Raw genomic sequence first — 19,012 nt, 5'->3', positions numbered from 1 at the left:
CCGGGGCGGTGATCACACTGATCACCGCAGGACTCCGAAGGGGCGGGCAGTAGACACCTTGTCTATTGCCCGCCCCTTCGGCGTGTTCGAGGCTGTGCGCATGCCTGAACTCGCCTTCTCCCGCCGCGCGGCGCTGCGCGGCCTCGGTGCCGCGGGCCTGCTAGCCGCGCTCACCGGCTGCGGTGTGCCCGCCGCCTACGTCCCCCAGGAGCGACGCCGTGGCGAGGACGTCTCCGCCCGGGACCGGAGCGTCGCCTTCTCGAACTGGCCCCTCTACATCGACACCGGCGAGGAGGACGAGGAGAGCCGCCCGACGCTGGACGCCTTCTCCGAGCGCACCGGCATCGAGGTCCGGTACACCGAGGAGATCAACGACAACGACGAGTTCTTCGGCAAGATCAGCCCGGCGTTGATGAACCGGCAGGCCACCGGCCACGACCTCGTCGTCGTCAGCGACTGGATGGCCGCCCGCTTCGTCCACCTGGGGTGGGCCCAGGCGATGGACCGCTCGACGCAGGCCAACGTCACCCGGTACCTGGACCCGCAGCTGGGTTCCCCCGCCTTCGACGAGGGCCGGCTGCACACCGTCCCCTGGCAGTCGGGCATCACGGGCATCGCCTACAACCGCAAGGCGTTGGGTCGCGAGATCAAGTCGGTGAAGGACCTCTGGAAGCCGGACCTGGCGGGCAAGGTGACGCTCTTCTCCGGGCTCGACGAGTCCTTCGCGCTGCTGATGCAGGGCAACGGCGTCGACATCACCCGGTGGACCGAATCGGACTTCCACCGGATGTGCGACCAGGTCGAGGAGTTGGTGCGCAAGAAGCACATCCGACGCTTCACCGGCAACGACTACACCTCCGACCTGTCCAAGGGGGACGTCCTGGCCTGCCAGGCCTACTCCGGCGACGCCATCCAGCTCCGGGCCGACAACCCCGACATCGAGTTCGTCGTCCCCGAGGAGGGCGCGGAGCTCTGGGCGGAGAGCCTGCTCATCCCCAACCTCGCCCGGCACAAGGCCAACGCCGAGGCTCTCGTCGACCACTACTACGACCCCGAGGTGGCAGCGGAGCTGGCGGCCGCCGTCAACTACGTCTGCCCCGTGCCCGCCGCCCGCGAGGTGCTCGCCGGCTCCCCGGACAAGGAGACCGCCGAACTCGCCGAGAACCCGCTGATCTTCCCCGACGAGGACATGCGCGAACGCCTGGTCGTGGCCCGGGACATCTCCTCGGCCGAACGCCGGAACCTCGCCCGGCGCTGGAACTCCATCGTCGGCCTGTGAGCCCGACCGGGCCGCCCTGCCAAGAGTCCCGCCGCGCCCATGATCCCCGCCCCACCCTGAATTGAACACGTTCATGAAATTGGCTGAACATGTTCAATTCCGGGAGTAGGGTGGCTTCCATGAGCGAGAGAAGCGCCCTTGAGCGGCGGATCCGTGCCTGGCTTGCCCTGTTCCTCGTCTGCCTCGTCCTGAGCGGGGTCACCGCCTTCCCGCTCGTCACCGAGCTCCGGTGGGCCAATGCCCTGGTCTCCAACGAATGGCTCCAGCGCGTCGGTGACGGCCTCATCCGGGCCGATGCCGAGTACCCCTTCCTCCTCTACGGCACCGACTGGCTGGCCTTCGCCCACTTGGTGATCGCCGTCTTCTTCTACGGGGTCCACCGCGACCCCGTGCGCAACATCTGGATCGTCGAGGCCGGCATGGTGGCCTGCGCCGGCATCATCCCGCTGGCCCTGATCTCCGCCCCCGTCCGGGGCATCCCTTTCTGGTGGTCGGTCATCGACATGTCGTTCGGCGTCTTCGGGGTGATACCGCTGCTGATCCTGCGCCGCATGATCAAGCGCCTGGAAGCCCTGTCGGCCGGAGTCCCACCCACCGCAACCCCGCGCACCGCAACCCCGTCCACCGGACCCTGGGCCACCGACACCCCGTCGGCGTCGGTGCCGGCACCGACGCCGCGGGCGCAACCCCAGTCGTAACCCCGGCCCACGACCGACTACTTGGTGAATGCCGCGTACACGATGGCCTCGGCGACCTTGTTCATGTTCCGGCCCTTGGCGTCGGTGGAGTTCACCGAGTAGACGAGGGTGCGCGACAGATCGCGGGTCCCGCCGATCAACGTGTTGTAGCCGTGCCGACCGCCCGTCTTGCCCCACGCCTCCTTGCCGCCCGGCAGGGCGAACCGCTTCATGCCGGCCGTCAGTTCCGCGGGCTGCCCGGTCTCGAAGTCCGGCACGGCGGGCACCGTGAACATCTCCTCCAGCTGAGCCTTCGGCACCAGGCGGCCGCCGAACAGGGCCTTCGTGAAGAGCTCCAGGTCCGCCGTGGTCGATATCAGGTCCCCGGCGGCCCACTCCCGGGACGAGCCCCACACGGAGACGTCGACCAACCTCCGGCCGCCGTCGGGCAGCGGCACCGCCTGGTAGCCCCGGTTGTGCGCACCCGGTATGCGGGTCCCGGTCCGACTCGGCAGCGAAGTGTCCCGCAGGCCCAGGGGCTTGAGGATCCGGGTGGTCACGGCCTTCTCGTAGGACGTGCCGGTCGCCCTCTCGATCAGTACGCCCAGGATCGTGTAGTCGATGTTCAGGTAGTGCTGCCTGGTCCCCGGGTCGAACTCCGGGCCCTTGGCCACGGCGTTGGCGATGAGGGCGCGCGGATCCTCCACGTCGAACCGGTGGGCGTACGCCTCCTCGAAGGTGTCGCCCGGGCCGTCGGCGGAGCGGATCCCACTCGTGTAGTTCAGCAACTGCCGCACGGTGACCGGCTTGAACGATGCCGGCAGCAGGCCCGGCAGGTACTCCTGCACCGTTCCGTCCAGGCGCAGGCGGCCCTCGGCGGCCAGCTGGAGCACCACCGCCGAGGTGAAGGTCTTCGTCACCGACCCGGCCCGGAAGCGGCCCTCGGCGATCACCGGGCGCCCCGTACGGATGTCCGCGACGCCGGAGCTGCCCCGCCAGTCGCCGCTCGCGCCGCCCACCCGGACCAGTGCGGCCGTCGCCCCCTCGTGCCGCGCCCCGAGGCCCGCGATGGCCTGCTCCAGCGCCGCCGCGTCGGGCAGGGTGGAGAACGTGGGCGGCGCGGTGGTGGCCGCCGACGCGGTCGAGGACGTCGATGCCGGCGCGGCGGCGTGCGCGACCGCCGGGCCGGACGCGATCCCCATGAGCAGGGCGGCGGCGATCAACGTGGTGCGGGTCGTTGCGTTCATGGTGGTTCCCCCCGTGGTGTGGTCAACGGGGCTCGCTGCCCCGATGACCACCATGTTGCTGCGCACAGGGGTGGTGGCGAATCACCGGTGAGAGGGGTCTTCAGCGGTACGACAACTCCCCGACGCGGGGGAGTCGACACCCCGCCCCCTCACTCCCGAGAGGGAGAACCCAACGCCCCGAACCCGCCCGCCCCGGAGGCCACCGTCCCGGCCCCCGCCGCTATCAGCCCCGTCTCGTACGCACAGATCACCGCCTGGATCCGGTCGCGCAGCCCCAGCTTCGCCAGCACGTTCCCCACGTGCGACTTCACGGTGTGCTCGCTCACCCCCAGCGCCACCGCGATCTCCGCGTTCGACAACCCCCGCCCCAGATGCAGCAAGGTCTCCCGCTCCCGGGCCGTCAGCGCCTCCAGCCGCCGTGCGGAAAGCTCCCGGACGGCCGACGGCCGGGCGGTCGCCGCCGTGTACTCCTCGATCAACCGCCGCGCCACCGAAGGCGCCAGCAGCGACTCGCCCGCCGACACCACCCGTACCGCGTGCACCAGGTCGTCCCGTCGGACGTCCTTCAGCAGGAACCCGCTCGCGCCCGCGTGCAGCGCCTCGTACACGTACTCGTCCGAGTCGAAGGTCGTCAGCATCACCGTCCGGCACGTGCTGCTCGCCGTGATGCTGCGGCAGGCCTCGATCCCGTCCAGCACCGGCATCCTGATGTCCAGCAGGGCCACGTCCGGGGCCAGTCGCGCCACCGCCTCCACGGCCGCCGCCCCGTCCCCGACCTCCGCCACGACCTCGATGTCCTCCTGGACGTCCAGGATCATCGCGAAGCCGCTGCGGACCAGCTCCTGGTCGTCGGCCACCACCACACGGATCGTCACGTCCCCACCTCCAGCGGCGACGTTACAAGAGCCACCCGCACCACGAACCCGGTGCCGCCCGGCCCCGGCCCCGACCAGGCCGTTCCGCCGTGCGCGGCCGCCCGTTCGCGGATGCCGATCAACCCGTGCCCGCCGGGCGACCCCGAGCCGGGCGACCCCGAGCCCGGCGTCGCCCCGCCCGGGCCCCGACCGTCGTCCGCGACGGTCACCGTCAGCTCCGTCGGCCCGTACTCCAGTCGTACGTCCACCGAAGCCGCCCCGGCGTGCTTGACCACGTTGGTCAACGCCTCCTGCACCACCCGGTGCACCGTCGCCTCCAGCGCCGCGGGCAGGTCGCGGACCGCGCCCGTCCGCTCGTACGACACCCTCGGCCCGCTCGCCCGCACCCGGTCCAGCAGGGCGGGCAACGCCCCGATCCCCGGCTGCGGCGCGCGCGGGGCCGACTCGTCCGTGCGCAGCACGCCCAACATGGTGCGCAGCTGCGCCATCGCGTCCCGGCCCGTCTCCGCGATCGCCTCGAAGGCCGCCTCGGCGCGGGCCGGAGCGCGGCGTACCGCCACCGGACCCGCCTCGGCCTGCACGATCATGATGCTGACCGCGTGCGAGAGGATGTCGTGCATCTCCCGTGCGATGCGCGCCCGTTCGCGGGCCGCGGCCTGCTCCGCCTCGATCCGGTTCGCCCGCTCCAACTGCTCCGCCCGGTCCTCGACGGCGGCCGTGTAGGCCTGCCGGGTGTGCCGCGATCGGCCCAGCGCGTACGCGGAGCCGCCCACGAACAGGGTGAAGACCAACTCGCGGGCCGTCCCGGTGTTCCAGTGCACGGCGAGGCAGGCCGCCACCACGACGGCCGCGGACACCGCCAGCCTGGTCCGCCGCGGGCAGCACACGGCCACGGTGTAGAAGGCGACCAGCGGACCGTAGGGCAGCGGTTGCCCCGGCCCGTCCATCCCCAGGTTGTAGCCGAAACCGACGGCGGAGATGACCGCCAGGACCGTCACCGGAGCCCGCCGCCGCCAGATCAGCGGCAGCAGGCCGGCCGTCGTGAACGCGTACGCCGCCCAGCTCTTCGGCGATCCGCCCGGCTGGTCCGGCAGCACGAACGGCATGCTGGAGACCAGCTGCACCAGCAGCGTCAGCCCCAGGTCCTGCCACCGGGGATCGGCGCGCCGAACCCGCTCCGTCAGCCCGCGTATCACCCGGGTGTCAGCGGCCGAGGCCGGCGCGCACGGCCGCCAGCGCGTCCAGCCGGTTCGTGGTGATCGAGTCCACGCCGGCCGCCACGAGCGCCCGCATCGACCGCTTGGTGTCCGGGGTCCACGCCGAGACGAGCAACCCGTCGCGGTGCAGGGCCTCCGTCAGCTCCCGGTCGACCAGCCCGAACCGGTAGTTGAGCCAGCGCGGCCCCACCGCGTCGATCAGCACCCGGCGCGGCGGCGACAGCGTCGTCCAGGTCAACGCGATCTCCGCCCCCGGGTCGGCGGCGCGCACCGCCAACATGGTGCCGGGCCCCGCGCAGTAGTACGTGCGCTCGCCCGCCCCGCACTCGCGCACCAGGCCGACGACCGCGCGCACGGCCTCCGTCGAGGCGCCGGGCAGGTCGAGCATCAACCGGCCGGCCCCGGCCGCCATCAGGGCGTCCCGCAGGGTCGGGACCCGGCCCTCCGTCAGCTCCTTGAGCTGCGGGGCCGTGACGTCGTCGAGCCGTACGTCGTGGCCCCACAGCCGCTGCAGGGTCTCGTCGTGGAGCAGGACCGGTACCCCGTCGCGGGTGAGCCGGACGTCTACCTCCACCGCGTCCGCCCCCAGGGCGAAGGCGGAGCGGACGGAGGCGAGGGTGTTCTCACGGAATCGGTAGGGGTCGCCGCGGTGCCCGACGGCGGTGAGGGTGCTCATGCCCCCATTGTCGGGGCAGGTGCGAGCAGTTGGGTCAGCGCGCGAGCCAAGCGGCGGTGTACGTGTCGATCTCGGCGCTCAGCTCCGCCTTGCCGGCCGGGTCCAGGAAGGAGGCCTCGACGGCGTTCTTCGCGAGTTGGGCGAGTCCCGCCTCGTCGAGGTCCAGCAGGCGGGCGGCCACGGCGTACTCGTTGTTGAGGTCGGATCCGAACATCGGCGGGTCGTCGCTGTTGATGGTGACGAGGACGCCCGCGGCCACCATCTCCTTCACCGGGTGCGCGTCGAGGTCGGTGACGGCGCGGGTGGCGATGTTGGAGGTCGGGCAGACCTCCAGCGCGATGCGGTGCTCGGCGAGGTAGGCCAGCAGCTCCGGGTCCTGGGCGGAGGTGGTGCCGTGGCCGACGCGCTCGGCGCCCAGCTCGTGGATGGCGTCCCAGACGGTCTGCGGTCCGGTGGTCTCGCCGGCGTGCGGCACGCTGTGCAGTCCGGCGGCGCGGGCCCGGTCGAAGTACGGCTTGAACTGCGGGCGCGGGACGCCGATCTCGGGGCCGCCCAGCCCGAAGGAGACCAGGCCCTCGGGGCGCAGGTCGACGGCGAGCCGGGTGGTCTCGGCGGCCGCCTCCAGTCCGGCCTCGCCGGGGATGTCGAAGCACCAGCGCAGCACGACGCCGAGCTCGGTCTCGGCCGCCTTGCGGGCGTCCTCGATGGCCTCCATGAAGGCCTTCTCCTCGATGCCGCGGCGGGTGGAGGAGTACGGGGTGATGGTCAGCTCGGCGTAGCGGATGTTCTGCCGGGCCATGTCACGCGCCACCTCGTACGTCAGCAGCCGTACGTCCTCCGGGGTACGGACCAGGTCGACGACCGACAGGTAGACCTCGATGAAGTGGGCGAAGTCGGTGAAGGTGAAGTAGTCCGCGAGCGCCTCGGGGTCGGTGGGGACCTTCGAGTCGGGGTGGCGGGACGCGAGTTCGGCCACGATGCGCGGGGAGGCCGAGCCGACGTGGTGGACGTGCAGTTCGGCCTTGGGCAGCCCGGCGATGAAGGGGTGCAGGTCGGGCATGGATGCCTCCGGAAGGACGCGGGTGCGGTCAGGTCCGCTTCATCGTAGGCAGCGCCCGGGGGTGTCGGCGGCAGCGCCTAGCATGACTGTACGAAAAGGGGGGCGCCGCATGACCGACCAGAGCCCGGAACCGAGGGACCCGTGGGCGCCGCCCGAGCAGCCGGCGCCGTACCCCGGCAACGCGCCGGCGAGTCCGGCCGGCCCGCCGGCGCCACCGGTGCACGAGCAGGTGACGATGACCGGGATACCCGGCGGGCCCGGCCCCTCCGGGTACGCCCCGCCCGCGCCGTACGGGTCCCCGACGACCCCGATGCCCGCCGCGCCGGGTCCCGGGGGGACGCCGGCCTACGGGTACCCGGCGCAGCCCGATCCCGGTGGCCCGGGGTACGGGTACCCCTCGTACTCGGCGCCCGCGCCCGGCGGGTACGGGTACCCGGGGCCGCCGGCGTACGCGTACCCGCCCCAGGCGCCGCCGGCGAGCAACGGCATGGCCGTGACCGCGCTGGTGCTCGGCATCCTGTCCGTGGTGCTGTGCGTGACCATGGTGGGCTCGATCGCCCTGGGCATCGCCGCGGTCGTCTTCGGCGCGCTGGGCTGGGGCAGGGCGAACCGCGGTCAGGCCGGCGGTGGCGGCATGGCCATGGCCGGCGTCATCCTCGGCTCCGTCGGCATCGTGCTGGGCATCGTCATGACCGTGGTGGTCTTCCTGGACACCGGCGACAGGGATTCGGGACGGTACGACGACGGCGAGCCGTCCTCGGTCTCGCAGGTCCGCGAGCGGGTCTGAGCGGGTGCGTCGGCCGATCCCGTGCGTCGGCCGATCCCGTGCACCGGCCGACCCCGTGCACCGGCCGACCCCGTGCACCGGCCGACCCCGTGCGCGGACGCGAGGGACGGTCCCGGTTCAGTCCGGGACGGCCGACAGCAGGGTCGCCACCATCCAGGGCCCGTCCGGCGCGCTCCGCGCCAGCGGTACCCAGCCGAGCCCGACCATCCGGGGGCAGGGGCAGTCCAGGTCCGGGTCCACCCCGAGCCGGGGTTCGCCGGGCGCCGGCGTGACCCGGAAGCAGACGGTCCACCCCGAGGGGTAGGGCGCCTCGTACGCCCGTCGCACCTCCAGGGCGCGCAGGCCGGTCTCCTCGGCGACCTCCCGCCGCACGGCCGCCTCCAGGTCCTCGCCGGGCTCCACGCCGCCGCCGGGCAGGGTCCAGTACTCCGGCCCGTCGTGCAGGCCGGACGGCCCCCTGCCGCGCTCGCGGACCATCAGGACGCACCCGTCCCGGATGATCACGGCAGCCACCCGCTGTCGCGCCGGCCCGCTCACGCGGCGCCCGCGCGCAACCGTTCCCGGGCTTCCATCAGGGCGAAGCCCAGCAGGTTCAGCCCGCGCCAGCGGGCCGGGTCCAGCGCCCGCTCGTCGTCGGCGGCGAGTCCGACGCCCCAGATCCGGTCCATCGGGCTCGCCTCGACCAGCACCCGCGTGCCGGTGCCCAGCAGGTAGGAGCGCAGGGCCTGGTCCGAGGCGAACTTGTGGACGCTGCCCTCGACGACCAGCGCGAACCGTTCCCGCACCCATGTGGCGTCGTCGAAGCCGCGCACCAGCCGCCCGGCCGCCTTCGCCTGCGCGGGGCTCTCGGCCTCCAGCGCGACCCGCTCCGCCGCCGGGTCCTCGAACAGCCGCGCCTTGCCGGCCATCATCCAGTGTTCGGCCGTGGCGTACCGGACGTCACCCACAGTGAAGGGGGACGGCCACCACTGGCTCAGGCAGCTCGGCCCCAGGCGCCCGTCGGGTCGTGCCCGGTGCCCCCAGAACGGCAGGTACTTGACCTTCTCACCGCGCCTGACCTGCTCGATCAACTTGTCGACCATCTCCATGCACGCGAGTCTGGCAGTCACCACTGACACTTCGTACGGGATTTCGGGTGTGCCTCGACACATGGTCGACCGATTCCGTCGCGTAATCAAAAGGCAACAACGGAATCCCTTGGCGGAGGGGAACACCTCTGCCAGGATCGGCACTCAATTCGAGCTGTAGCTACGGTTCGAGCTGTAGCTACGGAGAGCGTGAGAGCGTGATGGGTAACCGCTTCCAGGTCAAGGACCGCTTCGCGGACGGCGCGCAGTACATCGACGGGCAGCTCAGGTCCGGTACCTCGGGCCGCTCGCACACCATCGTCGACCCCGCCACCGGGGACGACGTCCTCACCTACGAACTCGCAGGTACGGCGGACGTCGACGCGGCCGTCGCCGCCGCCAAGCGCGCCTTCCCCGTGTGGTCGGGCGCCACCCCGGGCGAGCGGTCGGACGCCCTGCACCGGCTGGCCGCCGTACTGGCCGAGCAGGCGGACGACTTCGCCCACGCGGAGTCCCTCCAGTGCGGCAAGCCGCTCAAACTGTCCACGGAGTTCGACGTACCGGGGACCATCGACAACACCGCCTTCTTCGCGGGCGCCGCCCGCCACCTCCAGGGCCAGGCGGCCGCCGAGTACTCGGGCGACCACACCTCGTACGTGCGCCGCGAGCCCATCGGCGTCGTGGGCTCGATCGCCCCCTGGAACTATCCGCTCCAGATGGCCGCCTGGAAGATCCTCCCGGCCATCGCCGCGGGCAACACCATCGTCCTGAAGCCCGCCGAGCTGACCCCGCTGACCTCCCTGATGTTCGCCCAGGCGGCGAAGGAGGCGGGACTGCCCGACGGTGTGATCAACATCGTCACCGGGGCCGGCCGGGACGCGGGCGAGCACCTCGTCGGCCACCCCGACGTGGTCATGACCTCCTTCACCGGCTCCACCGCCGTCGGCAAGCGGGTCGCGGAGATCGCCACCGCCACCGTCAAACGGCTCCACCTGGAGCTCGGCGGCAAGGCGCCCTTCCTCGTCTTCGACGACGCCGACCTGGAGGCCGCCGCGCACGGCGCGGTCGCCGCCTCGCTGATCAACACCGGCCAGGACTGCACGGCCGCCACCCGCGCCTACGTCCAGCGTCCGCTGCACGACGCCTTCGTCGCCCGGGTCGCCGAGCTGATGGAGACCGTCCGCCCGGGCGACCCCTTCGCGCCGGGCACCGACCTCGGCCCGCTCGTCTCGCACGCCCAGCGCGACCGGGTCGCCGCCTTCGTGGAGCGGGCCCGCGCCTACGCCACCGTCGTCACCGGCGGTGAGATCCCGACGGGCGAACTCGCCGACGGCGCGTACTACCGGCCGACGCTGATCACGGGCGCCGCGCAGGACAGCGAGGTCGTCCAGTCCGAGATCTTCGGCCCGGTCCTGGTCGTGCTGCCCTTCGACACCGACGACGAGGGCCTGGACCTGGCCAACGACACCCCCTACGGGCTCGCCGCGTCCGCCTGGACCCGCGACCTGTACCGGGCGAACCGGGCCACCCGCGAGATGAAGGCGGGCTGCGTCTGGGTCAACGACCACATTCCGATCATCAGCGAGATGCCGCACGGAGGCTACAAGGCGAGCGGCTTCGGCAAGGACATGAGCTCGTACTCCTTCGAGGAGTACACGCAGGTCAAGCACGTGATGTACGACAACACCGCGGTCGCCGCGAAGGACTGGCACCGCACGATCTTCGGGGACCGATAGCCGAGTACCGCCTGACCCGCGGCACACCCATCCCGAAAGGGCAACGCGCATGGAGCAGTACGAGCCCGACCGTCTCTCGGCGGCGCAACTCGCCGCGATGCGACGCAGTCTGACCAGCGGGCGCGGCGCCCTCACCCGCCGTTCCCTGCTGCGCGCGTCCGGAGTCGGCGCGCTCACCCTCGCGGGCCTGTCCGCCCTCACCGCCTGCGGGATCCCGCCCGCCAAGCGGGAGGGCGACACCGCGGCGGCCTCCGACGACCACTCGGCGCGGGAGAAGGAGCTCACCTTCTCCAACTGGACCGAGTACATGGACACCAGCGACGACGAGAAGAGCCGTCCGACGCTGGAGGAGTTCACCAAGCGCACCGGAATCAAGGTCAAGTACACCGAGGACATCAACGACAACGTCGAGTTCTTCGGCAAGGTCCGCCCGCAGCTGGCCGCCGGCCAGGACACCGGCCGCGACCTGATCGTCGTCACCGACTGGCTCGCCGCCCGCGTCATCCGGCTCGGCTGGGCGCAGAAGCTCGACCCCGCGAACCTGCCCCACGCCTACGCCAACCTGATCCCGCAGTTCCGCAGCCCCGACTGGGACCCGGGCCGCTCCTACAGCTACCCCTGGACCGGCATCGACACCGTCATCGCCTACAACTCGAAGGCCACCGGCGGCAGGACGGTCGACTCCGTCACGCAGATGCTGGACGACCCCACCCTCAAGGGCCGCGTCGGCTTCCTCACCGAGATGCGCGACAGCGTCGGGATGACCCTCCTCGACCAGGGCAAGGACCCGGCGAAGTTCACCGACGCCGACTTCGACGGGGCGATCGGCCGGCTCCAGAAGGGCGTCGACACCCAGCAGATACGCCGCTTCACCGGCAACGACTACACGGCCGACCTCGACAAGGGCGACCTCGCCGCCTGCCTCGCCTGGGCGGGCGACGTGATCCAGCTCCAGGCCGGCAACCCGGACATCAAGTACGCCATCCCCGCCCCCGGTTACATCACCTCAAGCGACAACCTGCTGGTCCCCGCCAAGGCCCGGCACAAGGCCAACGCCGAGAAGCTCATCGACTTCTACTACGAGCCGCCGATCGCCGCCCAGCTGGCCGCCTTCATCAGCTACGTCTGTCCGGTCGACGGAGTCAAGGAAGAACTCGCCGCGATCGACCCCGCGCTCGCGGACAACCCGCTGATCGTCCCGGACAAGGCGATGGCCGCCAAGGCCCACGCCTTCCGTTCCCTGACGAGCGAGGAAGAGACCGCGTACGAGGAGAAGTTCGCCAAGCTCATCGGCGCCTGACGGATCCGCCTCCCGCACGGTGCACCCCCTTGCGCACCCGTGCCTCCCGCCCCTTCCGACGAAACCACCGAAGGCCCAGGCCCATGACTGACAAGTCCGCGAGCGGGGACGTCCGCCTCGCCGGTATCAGCAAGCACTACGGATCCTTCACCGCGGTGCACCCGCTGGACCTCACCATCCCCCAGGGCTCCTTCTTCGCCCTGCTCGGCGCCTCGGGCTGCGGGAAGACCACCACCCTGCGCATGATCGCCGGCCTGGAGGAACCCTCCACCGGCACGGTCAGCCTCGGCGAACGCGAGGTCACGCACCTGCCGCCGTACAAGCGCCCGGTCAACACCGTCTTCCAGAGCTACGCGCTGTTCCCGCACCTCAACATCTTCGAGAACGTCGCGTTCGGGCTGCGCCGCCGGGGCGTGAAGTCCGTCAAGAAGCAGGTCGACGACATGCTGGAGCTGGTCCAGCTCGGCCAGTTCGCCCAGCGCAAGCCCCACCAGCTGTCCGGCGGCCAGCAGCAGCGCGTCGCCGTCGGCCGGGCCCTCATCAACCACCCCCAGGTCCTGCTGCTCGACGAGCCGCTCGGCGCACTGGACCTCAAGCTGCGCCGCCAGATGCAGTTGGAGCTCAAGCGCATCCAGACCGAGGTCGGCATCACCTTCGTCCACGTCACGCACGACCAGGAGGAGGCCATGACCATGGCCGACACGGTCGCCGTGATGAACGGCGGCCGCGTCGAGCAGTTGGGCGCCCCCGCCGAGCTCTACGAGAACCCGCGGACCACCTTCGTCGCCAACTTCCTCGGCACCTCCAACCTCATCGAGGCGGACGTGCTGGAGGCGGGCGCCGCGGACGTCACCGTCGGCTCGGCCGGCTCCCGCCTCAAGGTGCCCGCCGCACGATGTTCGACCACGCCCCGCGCGGGCGGAAAGCTCCTGGTCGGCGTACGCCCGGAGAAGATCTCCCTGGTCCACGCGGACGAGGCGCACACCATCGCCGCGGGCCGCAACACCGTCGCCGGCCGCATCGCGCACTCCTCCTTCATCGGCGTCTCCACCCAGTACGTCATCGACAGCCCCGTCTGCCCGGAGCTGGAGGTGTACGTGCAGAACATCGAGCGCGACGCCCGCCTGGTCCCCGGCGCCGAGGTCGTCCTGCACTGGAACCCGGAACACACCTTCGGCCTGGACGCCGCTCAGTCCATGCTCGCCGGGACGACGGGCGACGCGGGCGTCGAGACCGTCGAGACCGTCGAGACCGTCGAGGAGAGCGCGTGAGCGCCACGACCGCGCCGCACCGGGCGCCCGCCCCGGCCGCGCCGGAACCGCCCGCGCACAAGCCCGCGCTGCGCAAGCGACTGGTCCCGTACTGGTTGCTGCTCCCCGGCATCCTGTGGCTGCTCGTCTTCTTCGTGCTGCCGATGGTCTACCAGGCCTCCACCTCGGTGCAGACCGGCTCCCTCGAAGAGGGCTTCAAGGTCACCTGGCACTTCAGCACCTACTGGGACGCCTTCACCGAGTACTACCCGCAGTTCCTGCGCTCCCTGCTCTACGCGGGCACCGCGACCGCGCTGTGCCTGCTGCTCGGGTACCCGCTGGCCTACCTGATCGCCTTCAAGGCCGGCCGCTGGCGCGGGCTCCTGCTGGTCCTGGTCATCGCCCCGTTCTTCACCAGCTTCCTGATCCGCACCCTGGCCTGGAAGACGATCCTGGCCGACGGCGGCCCGGTGGTCGCCGCCCTCAACGGCGTCGGCTTCCTCGACGTCACCAGCTGGCTCGGCATGACCGAGGGGGACCGGGTCCTCGCCACCCCGCTCGCGGTGGTCTGCGGTCTGACGTACAACTTCCTGCCGTTCATGATCCTGCCGCTCTACACCTCGCTGGAGCGCATCGACACCCGCCTCCACGAGGCGGCCGGCGACCTGTACGCCCGCCCGTCCACGGTGTTCCGCAAGGTGACCTTCCCGCTGTCGATGCCCGGCGTCGTCTCCGGCACCCTGCTGACCTTCATCCCGGCCAGCGGCGACTACGTGAACGCCGAACTGCTCGGCTCCACGGACACCCGGATGATCGGCAACGTCATCCAGTCGCAGTACCTGCGGATCCTCGACTACCCCACAGCGGCCGCGCTGTCCTTCATCCTCATGGCCATCGTGCTGATCATGGTCACCGTCTACATCCGCCGAGCGGGAACGGAGGACCTGGTCTGATGAACAAGCCCCTGGCCTGGCTGCGCCGTCATCTCGTCGTCATCGCGGGACTGTGCACGCTCTCCTACCTGATCCTGCCGAACCTCGTCGTCACGCTGTTCTCCTTCAACAACCCCACCGGCCGGTTCAACTACTCCTGGCAGGAGTTCTCGCTCGACGCCTGGAAGGACCCCTGCGGGGTCGCCGACCTGTGCGGCTCGCTGTCGCTGTCCCTCCAGATCGCCCTGTGGGCCACCATCGCCGCGACCGTCCTCGGCACCGCCATAGCCTTCGCGCTCGTGCGCTACCGGTTCCGGGCGCGCGGCGCGGTCAACTCGCTGATCTTCCTGCCGATGGCCATGCCGGAGATCGTGATGGCGGCCTCGCTGCTCGCGCTCTTCCTCAACATGGGCATCCGGCTGGGCTTCTGGACCATCCTGATCGCCCACGTCATGTTCTGCCTGAGCTTCGTCGTCGCCGCGGTCAAGGCGCGCGTGCTGTCCATGGACCCGCGCCTGGAGGAAGCCGCACGCGACCTCTACGCGGGCCCGGTGCAGACGTTCCTGCGGGTGACGCTGCCCATCGCGGCGCCCGGCATCGCGGCGGGAGCGCTGCTCTCCTTCGCGCTCTCCTTCGACGACTTCATCATCACCAACTTCAACTCGGGCAACACCGTCACCTTCCCCATGTTCGTCTGGGGATCGGCCCAGCGCGGTACGCCCGTGCAGATCAACGTCATCGGCACGGCGATGTTCGTCATCGCGGTGCTGGTGGTCCTCGCCGGCCAGATGGTCGGCAACCGCCGCAAGAAGGCGCAACCGAAGTAGACCCCTGTAGGGAGTTGGAAGACATGGCCCCAGTCGCCATGCGTAGTGTCGCGAATTCTCTTTCCGAAGCGAAGCCCGTCCCGTACTGGCTCGACGACCCCGGCAAGCCCGCCCCGCAGCCCGCCCTCACCACCGACGAGCGCTGCGACCTGCTCGTCATCGGCGGCGGCTACAGCGGCCTGTGGACCGCGCTGCTCGCCAAGGAGCGCGACCCGGGCCGGGACGTCGTCCTGATCGAGAGCAAGGAGGCGGGCTGGGCCGCCTCCGGGCGCAACGGGGGCTTCTGCGCCGCCTCCCTCACGCACGGCTTCGCCAACGGGCTGGCCCGCTGGCCCGAGGACCTCGCCACGCTGGAGGAGATGGGCGCCCGCAACCTCGACGCCATCGAGGAGGCCGTCGCCCGCTACGGCATCGACTGCGACTTCGAGCGCACCGGCGAGATCGACGTGGCGACCGAACCGCACCAGGTCGAGGAACTGCGCGAGCTGCACGAGGAGGCCCGCCGCCTCGGTTTCGGCGACGGCTCCACCTGGCTGGAAGGCGACGCCCTGCGGGCCGAGGTCGACTCGCCGACCTTCCTCGCCGGCCTCTGGGACCGCGAGGGCGTCGCCATGCTCAACCCGGCGAAGTTGGCCTGGGGCCTGAAGCGGGCCTGCCTGGACCTGGGCGTACGGATCTACGAGAACACCCCCGGCCTGAAGCTGGCCCCGGCCGGCGCCGCGATGACCGTACGCACCCCGTACGGGGTGATCCTCGCGCGCCGGGTCGCGCTCGGCACCAACATCTTCCCGTCGCTGGTCAAGCGGATCCGGCCGTTCACGGTCCCGGTGTACGACTACGCGCTGATGACCGAGCCCCTGACGCCGGAGCAGCTCGACGCCATCGGCTGGCGGAACCGGCAGGGCCTGGGGGACAGCGCCAACCAGTTCCACTACTTCCGGATCACCCCGGACCACCGGATCCTGTGGGGCGGCTACGACGCGATCTACCCCTACCGGGGCAAGCTCGACTCCGAGTACGACCACCGCCCCGAGACCTACCTCAAGCTCGCGGAGCACTTCTTCACGGCCTTCCCCCAGCTCGAAGGGGTGAAATTCAGCCACGCCTGGGGCGGCGCCATCGACACCTGCTCGCGGTTCTCCGCCTTCTTCGGCACCGCGCACTCCGGCAAGGTCGCCTATGCGGCCGGCTACACCGGGCTGGGCGTGGGCGCCACCCGCTTCGGCGCGGACGTGATGCTCGACCTGCTGGACGGCGTCCCCACCGAGCGCACCCGGCTGGAGATGGTGCGCTCCAAGCCGATGCCGTTCCCGCCCGAGCCGTTCGCCTGGACCGGGATCACCCTGACGAAGTGGTCGCTGGCCCGCGCGGACGCCAAGGGCGGTCGCCGCAACCTCTGGCTCAAGGCGATGGACCGGCTGGGACTCGGCTTCGACAGCTGACGCGCGGCGCGCCCGCCCCATCCCGCGCCCCCGGCGCGCCGGCCGTCCGGGTGCGGCGATCGACGGGCGGCGGATGATCAACGGATGAACCGACCGCCGTACGCCGGGCGCACGCACGATCACCGTGTGACCCGCTTCACCACCACGGAGTAACCCAACCCGCGTCATACCCGGGCCCGGCCCCGCTCTCTCCGGTTGAGACCCCCTCACCGCACGAGACGAACGGAGGCCGGGCGATGACGCTCGCGGGCATCAAGACGGCAGTGGAGTGGCTGGTATCGGTGGCGCCGGACCCCGACGCCTGCCGCTGGGAGTGGGAGCGCAACCCCCTCGGGGTCACCCTCCTCCCGGCCGGCCGGAGCTGGGACGTGCTCATCCTCCCGGGGGAGCTGGGGCGGGCCGCCCTGGACGTCCTGCGCCTGTTGTCCGGCCGGCCGGGGCCGGTGTTGGCCGACTTCGGGGACTCCCGGGTCGGCTTCTTCGTACCCCCGGGGACGGCCTCGCGCTGGCTCGGCACCGGCGTACGGGGAGCCGGGCCCGGCAGCTGGATCGTGGTCCCGTACCCCGGCCGGGCGACCGGCGGGGTCCGCTGGCTGGTGGTCCCGGACGGCAGCGGCACCCTCACCGACCCGGCCGTCCTCGAACTCGCCATGCACGAGGCGGCGGCGAACGCGGCGGCCGCCGTCACCGGCGGTCCGCGGGAGGGTGAGGGTCGGAAGCCTTGACAAGCGCATTGGTCTGGACCATCTTGGGCGCCGCTGACCCCCTCCATCCCCCCATGCCCCGGAGGCAGTTGTGCGCAGAGCCTGGTCCATCCTTACGGCCGCCGCCCTGGCGGCGGCCGGCCTCCTCGCCGCGGGCCCGCCGGCCGCGGCGGCCGACGCCGATCTCGTACGCAACGGCGGCTTCGAGGCGGGCCTCGACGGCTGGAGCTGCTCCGGCGGCAGCGGAGCCACCGTCACCACCCCCGTCCACGGCGGAACCTCGGCGCTCCGGGCCACCCCGGCCGGCCAGGACAACGCCCGCTGCTCCCAGACCGTCACCGTCAAGCCCGACTCGGCGTACACGCTCGGCGCCTGGGTCCAGGGCGCCTACGTCTACCTCGGCGCGACCGGGACCGGCACCACCGACCCCGCCGTCTGGACCCAGAGCGCCGGCGCCTGGAAGCAGCTCACCACCAGCTTCCGCACCGGCCCCGCCACCACCTCGGTGACCGTCTGGACCCACGGCTGGTACGGCCAGCCCGCCCACCACACCGACGGCGTCACCCTGATCGGCCCGGACCCCGGCGGCCCGGGCCAACCCCAGCTTCCGGCCGCCCCCACCGGCCTGAGCGCGACCGCCGGCTCCGCCGGATCGGTAACCCTCGGCTGGGCCCCGGTCCCCGGCGCCGCCTCCTACCGGGTCCACCGCGCCGGCGTCTCCCCGCAGACCGCCACCGGCACCTCCGCCACGGTCACCGGCCTCGCCCCCGCCACCACGCACACCTTCCGGGTCAGCGCCGTCAACGCGGCCGGCGAATCCCCGCTCAGCGCCCCGGTCTCCGCCACCACGCCCCCCGACGGCGGTGGCCCGGGCGGTCCCGGCCTGCCCGCGCACGCCCTCGTCGGCTACCTCCACAGCAGCTTCGCCAACGGTTCCGGCTATGTACGGATGGCCGACGTCCCCGCCTCCTGGGACGTCATCAACCTCGCCTTCGGCGAACCGACCTCCGTCACCTCGGGCGACATCCGCTTCCAGCTGTGCCCCGTCGCCGAATGCCCGAACGTCGAGTCCCCGGCCGAGTTCAAGGCCGCGATCAAGGCCAAGCAGGCCGCGGGCAAGAAGGTCCTGATCTCCATCGGCGGCCAGAACGGCCAGGTCCAGCTCGCCACCACCGCCGCCCGCGACGCCTTCGTCACCTCCGTCGGCAAGATCATCGACGAGTACGGGCTCGACGGCCTCGACATCGACTTCGAGGGCCACTCCCTCTCCCTCGCCACCGGCGACACCGACTTCCGCGCCCCGACCACCCCGGCTATCGTCAACCTGATCGCCGCCGTGAAGACCCTCAAGGCCAAGTACGGCCCCGACTTCGTCCTGACGATGGCCCCGGAGACGTTCTTCGTCCAGCTCGGCTACCAGTTCTACGGCTCCGGCCCCTGGGGCGGCCAGGACCCGCGCGCCGGCGCCTACCTCCCCGTCATCCACGCCCTGCGCGACGACCTGACCCTGCTCCACGTCCAGGACTACAACTCCGGACCGATCATGGGCCTGGACAACCAGTACCACTCCATGGGCGGCGCCGACTTCCACATCGCCATGAACGACATGCTGCTCACCGGTTTCCCCGTCGCCGGCAACACCGCCCGCGTCTTCCCGGCCCTGCGTCCCGACCAGATCGCCATCGGCCTCCCGGCCACCACGAACGCCGGCAACGGCCACACCTCCCCGGCCGAGGTGACCAAGGCGCTGGACTGCCTCACGAAGAAGCAGAACTGCGGCACCTACCAGACCCACGGCACCTGGCCGGCCCTGCGGGGCCTGATGACCTGGTCCATCAACTGGGACCGTTTCGGCGGTTGGGAGTTCAGCCGCAACTTCGACACCTACTTCGGCGGCTGACCCACCACGTCCCCCACATCGGGCCGCGACCTTCCG

Annotated in this window: 18 protein-coding genes; 11 read left to right on the top strand and 7 right to left on the bottom strand. The window is 71.5% G+C overall.

The features are described from left to right. The first annotated feature begins 100 nt into the window (after nucleotides 1–100). Together ACZ4XJ_RS18940 and ACZ4XJ_RS18935 are read left to right on the top strand one after the other, a co-directional pair. Complete coding sequence (locus tag ACZ4XJ_RS18940; RefSeq protein WP_468496792.1) at nucleotides 101–1,279, top strand: polyamine ABC transporter substrate-binding protein; 1,179 nt, start codon at nucleotides 101–103, stop codon at nucleotides 1,277–1,279. A gap of 119 nt (nucleotides 1,280–1,398) precedes the next feature. Continuing rightward, nucleotides 1,399–1,977 (top strand): hypothetical protein, encoded by a 579-nt coding sequence (locus ACZ4XJ_RS18935; RefSeq protein ID WP_468496791.1) that lies wholly within the window; start codon nucleotides 1,399–1,401, stop codon nucleotides 1,975–1,977. 17 nt (nucleotides 1,978–1,994) lie between these two features. Here ACZ4XJ_RS18935 and ACZ4XJ_RS18930 read toward each other — a convergent pair whose 3' ends face one another. The 5 genes from ACZ4XJ_RS18930 to ACZ4XJ_RS18910 all read right to left on the bottom strand — a co-directional run bounded on the left by ACZ4XJ_RS18930 (nucleotide 1,995) and on the right by ACZ4XJ_RS18910 (nucleotide 7,031). Next, the gene (locus ACZ4XJ_RS18930) at nucleotides 1,995–3,203 is read right to left on the bottom strand and encodes a serine hydrolase domain-containing protein (protein WP_468496790.1); all 1,209 of its coding nucleotides are present in this window, start codon (nucleotides 3,201–3,203) and stop codon (nucleotides 1,995–1,997) included. 149 nt (nucleotides 3,204–3,352) lie between these two features. Continuing rightward, nucleotides 3,353–4,078 (bottom strand): response regulator, encoded by a 726-nt coding sequence (locus ACZ4XJ_RS18925; RefSeq protein WP_468496789.1) that lies wholly within the window; start codon nucleotides 4,076–4,078, stop codon nucleotides 3,353–3,355. Beyond that, entirely contained in the window at nucleotides 4,075–5,274 is a 1,200-nt protein-coding gene (locus ACZ4XJ_RS18920) for a sensor histidine kinase (protein ID WP_468496788.1), read from the bottom strand. Before ACZ4XJ_RS18920 ends, ACZ4XJ_RS18925 begins: the two co-directional genes overlap by 4 nt. A 7-nt stretch (nucleotides 5,275–5,281) precedes the next feature. Then, nucleotides 5,282–5,971, bottom strand: a complete 690-nt coding sequence (locus ACZ4XJ_RS18915; protein WP_383991302.1) for a glycerophosphodiester phosphodiesterase — start codon at nucleotides 5,969–5,971, stop codon at nucleotides 5,282–5,284. A gap of 34 nt (nucleotides 5,972–6,005) precedes the next feature. Then, a complete protein-coding gene (locus tag ACZ4XJ_RS18910) occupies nucleotides 6,006–7,031 on the bottom strand; it encodes an adenosine deaminase (protein ID WP_362875926.1) in 1,026 nt (341 codons plus the stop codon). A 109-nt stretch (nucleotides 7,032–7,140) separates the two neighbouring features. Here ACZ4XJ_RS18910 and ACZ4XJ_RS18905 point away from each other — a divergent pair, with 109 nt between their 5' ends. Further along, nucleotides 7,141–7,818, top strand: a complete 678-nt coding sequence (locus tag ACZ4XJ_RS18905; RefSeq protein ID WP_362875927.1) for a DUF4190 domain-containing protein — start codon at nucleotides 7,141–7,143, stop codon at nucleotides 7,816–7,818. Between the two features lie 117 nt (nucleotides 7,819–7,935). Here the strand turns inward: ACZ4XJ_RS18905 and ACZ4XJ_RS18900 are convergent, their stop codons facing one another. Then, nucleotides 7,936–8,331 (bottom strand): NUDIX domain-containing protein, encoded by a 396-nt coding sequence (locus ACZ4XJ_RS18900; protein ID WP_468496787.1) that lies wholly within the window; start codon nucleotides 8,329–8,331, stop codon nucleotides 7,936–7,938. 20 nt (nucleotides 8,332–8,351) lie between these two features. Further along, nucleotides 8,352–8,906, bottom strand: coding sequence for an NADAR family protein (locus ACZ4XJ_RS18895; protein ID WP_468496786.1), 555 nt, complete (start codon nucleotides 8,904–8,906; stop codon nucleotides 8,352–8,354). 200 nt (nucleotides 8,907–9,106) lie between these two features. Between ACZ4XJ_RS18895 and ACZ4XJ_RS18890 the strand changes: the two genes are divergently transcribed. The 8 genes from ACZ4XJ_RS18890 (at nucleotide 9,107) to ACZ4XJ_RS18855 (ending at nucleotide 18,976) form a co-directional block, all read left to right on the top strand. Further along, nucleotides 9,107–10,621 carry a gamma-aminobutyraldehyde dehydrogenase gene (locus ACZ4XJ_RS18890; protein WP_362875983.1) on the top strand — a complete coding sequence of 505 codons (1,515 nt, stop codon included), beginning with the start codon at nucleotides 9,107–9,109 and terminating at the stop codon, nucleotides 10,619–10,621. Between the two features lie 49 nt (nucleotides 10,622–10,670). After that, complete coding sequence (locus ACZ4XJ_RS18885; RefSeq protein ID WP_362875930.1) at nucleotides 10,671–11,921, top strand: polyamine ABC transporter substrate-binding protein; 1,251 nt, start codon at nucleotides 10,671–10,673, stop codon at nucleotides 11,919–11,921. Between the two features lie 83 nt (nucleotides 11,922–12,004). Next, nucleotides 12,005–13,192, top strand: a complete 1,188-nt coding sequence (locus tag ACZ4XJ_RS18880; protein ID WP_468496785.1) for an ABC transporter ATP-binding protein — start codon at nucleotides 12,005–12,007, stop codon at nucleotides 13,190–13,192. Next, on the top strand, nucleotides 13,189–14,124 hold the full coding sequence (locus tag ACZ4XJ_RS18875; protein ID WP_468496784.1) for an ABC transporter permease: 936 nt from the start codon (nucleotides 13,189–13,191) through the stop codon (nucleotides 14,122–14,124). Before ACZ4XJ_RS18880 ends, ACZ4XJ_RS18875 begins: the two co-directional genes overlap by 4 nt. Continuing rightward, nucleotides 14,124–14,930 carry an ABC transporter permease gene (locus ACZ4XJ_RS18870; RefSeq protein WP_362875933.1) on the top strand — a complete coding sequence of 269 codons (807 nt, stop codon included), beginning with the start codon at nucleotides 14,124–14,126 and terminating at the stop codon, nucleotides 14,928–14,930. Before ACZ4XJ_RS18875 ends, ACZ4XJ_RS18870 begins: the two co-directional genes overlap by 1 nt. A gap of 23 nt (nucleotides 14,931–14,953) precedes the next feature. Then, nucleotides 14,954–16,372 (top strand): NAD(P)/FAD-dependent oxidoreductase, encoded by a 1,419-nt coding sequence (locus ACZ4XJ_RS18865; RefSeq protein WP_362875934.1) that lies wholly within the window; start codon nucleotides 14,954–14,956, stop codon nucleotides 16,370–16,372. Between the two features lie 236 nt (nucleotides 16,373–16,608). After that, entirely contained in the window at nucleotides 16,609–17,097 is a 489-nt protein-coding gene (locus tag ACZ4XJ_RS18860; RefSeq protein WP_362875935.1) for a hypothetical protein, read from the top strand. 70 nt (nucleotides 17,098–17,167) lie between these two features. Next, nucleotides 17,168–18,976, top strand: coding sequence for a chitinase (locus tag ACZ4XJ_RS18855; RefSeq protein WP_468496783.1), 1,809 nt, complete (start codon nucleotides 17,168–17,170; stop codon nucleotides 18,974–18,976). The last annotated feature ends 36 nt before the right edge of the window (nucleotides 18,977–19,012 follow it).

The organism is Streptomyces sp. NPDC029836, from assembly GCF_055574495.1.
This window is presented reverse-complemented; position numbering and strand designations above follow the sequence as displayed.

What these genes read in the sequence shown, in the direction of transcription:
- ACZ4XJ_RS18940 (WP_468496792.1), top strand. Translation starts at nt 101, where the DNA reads ATGCCTGAACTCGCCTTCTCCCGCCGCGCGGCGCTGCGCGGCCTCGGT.
- ACZ4XJ_RS18935 (WP_468496791.1), top strand. Translation starts at nt 1,399, where the DNA reads ATGAGCGAGAGAAGCGCCCTTGAGCGGCGGATCCGTGCCTGGCTTGCC.
- ACZ4XJ_RS18930 (WP_468496790.1), bottom strand. Translation starts at nt 3,203, where the DNA reads ATGAACGCAACGACCCGCACCACGTTGATCGCCGCCGCCCTGCTCATG.
- ACZ4XJ_RS18915 (WP_383991302.1), bottom strand. Translation starts at nt 5,971, where the DNA reads ATGAGCACCCTCACCGCCGTCGGGCACCGCGGCGACCCCTACCGATTC.
- ACZ4XJ_RS18910 (WP_362875926.1), bottom strand. Translation starts at nt 7,031, where the DNA reads ATGCCCGACCTGCACCCCTTCATCGCCGGGCTGCCCAAGGCCGAACTG.
- ACZ4XJ_RS18905 (WP_362875927.1), top strand. Translation starts at nt 7,141, where the DNA reads ATGACCGACCAGAGCCCGGAACCGAGGGACCCGTGGGCGCCGCCCGAG.
- ACZ4XJ_RS18895 (WP_468496786.1), bottom strand. Translation starts at nt 8,906, where the DNA reads ATGGAGATGGTCGACAAGTTGATCGAGCAGGTCAGGCGCGGTGAGAAG.
- ACZ4XJ_RS18890 (WP_362875983.1), top strand. Translation starts at nt 9,107, where the DNA reads ATGGGTAACCGCTTCCAGGTCAAGGACCGCTTCGCGGACGGCGCGCAG.
- ACZ4XJ_RS18885 (WP_362875930.1), top strand. Translation starts at nt 10,671, where the DNA reads ATGGAGCAGTACGAGCCCGACCGTCTCTCGGCGGCGCAACTCGCCGCG.
- ACZ4XJ_RS18880 (WP_468496785.1), top strand. Translation starts at nt 12,005, where the DNA reads ATGACTGACAAGTCCGCGAGCGGGGACGTCCGCCTCGCCGGTATCAGC.
- ACZ4XJ_RS18870 (WP_362875933.1), top strand. Translation starts at nt 14,124, where the DNA reads ATGAACAAGCCCCTGGCCTGGCTGCGCCGTCATCTCGTCGTCATCGCG.
- ACZ4XJ_RS18865 (WP_362875934.1), top strand. Translation starts at nt 14,954, where the DNA reads ATGGCCCCAGTCGCCATGCGTAGTGTCGCGAATTCTCTTTCCGAAGCG.
- ACZ4XJ_RS18860 (WP_362875935.1), top strand. Translation starts at nt 16,609, where the DNA reads ATGACGCTCGCGGGCATCAAGACGGCAGTGGAGTGGCTGGTATCGGTG.